Genomic DNA, 642 nt, shown 5'->3' with positions numbered 1-642 from the left:
GGCTTGAGCAGCAGCACATCGTCGGAATCGATCATCGTCGCGTTGGCCGCATCGCGGTGCGCCGCCCAGACCGGCCCGCCATAGAAAGCGGCAAGAGCATTTTTCCGCGCATCCATGCTGTCGAAGCCGCGCATCCAGACGAACATGTCAGGCCGATCGAGATCCCGGAACTGGCCGATGATGGTCATGCCGGCGGCCTCCTGGCCCTCGATCAGCCTGCTGTCGAAGATGTCGATGAGCGTGTCGCGTTGGCCTGGCTTCAGCGTGTATTGCCGCAACTCGACGACAGGCGAGGCGAGCGCCGAGGGTTTCGGCGCGACGTTCTGGGGCAGGTTCATCCGGCATTCTCCAAAACAGGGTGATTGTCCTGTTTGTAAAACAGACCGGTTGTCCTGTTTTGTCAATATGCTAATGTCCGGCAATGTCAGCAGAGATGATCGCTCAACCAAAACCGCGCCCGGGAAAACGCATCAACGACCCTGAAGGCATGCGCAAGAAAGTGCTCGATGTCGCCGAGGACGCGTTCCAGGCGCGCGGCTATCACGCCTCCAGCATCGGCGACCTGATGGCGGCGGCGGGTGTCAGCGGCGGTGCGCTGCATCACCATTTCCCGACCAAGAAGGCGCTCGCGCTGGCGGTGAT

2 protein-coding genes are annotated in these 642 nt (G+C 61.4%); one reads left to right on the top strand and one right to left on the bottom strand.

Features of this window, described 5'->3' with window-relative positions; translation table 11 throughout:
- The coding region (locus tag EN969_RS34130) for an NIPSNAP family protein (protein WP_164758804.1) at positions 1–338 on the bottom strand (338 nt) is incomplete at its 3' end.
- Positions 339–433: 95 nt separating this feature from the next.
- On the opposite strand from EN969_RS34130, the gene EN969_RS34125 reads away from it, so the two are divergent.
- A partial coding sequence (locus EN969_RS34125) for a helix-turn-helix domain-containing protein (RefSeq protein WP_164758803.1) occupies positions 434–642 on the top strand: 209 nt, incomplete at its 3' end.

The sequence above is a fragment of the Mesorhizobium sp. M7A.F.Ca.CA.003.01.2.1 genome (genome assembly GCF_003998945.1).
Classification (GTDB): domain Bacteria; phylum Pseudomonadota; class Alphaproteobacteria; order Rhizobiales; family Rhizobiaceae; genus Mesorhizobium; species Mesorhizobium ciceri.
This window is presented reverse-complemented; position numbering and strand designations above follow the sequence as displayed.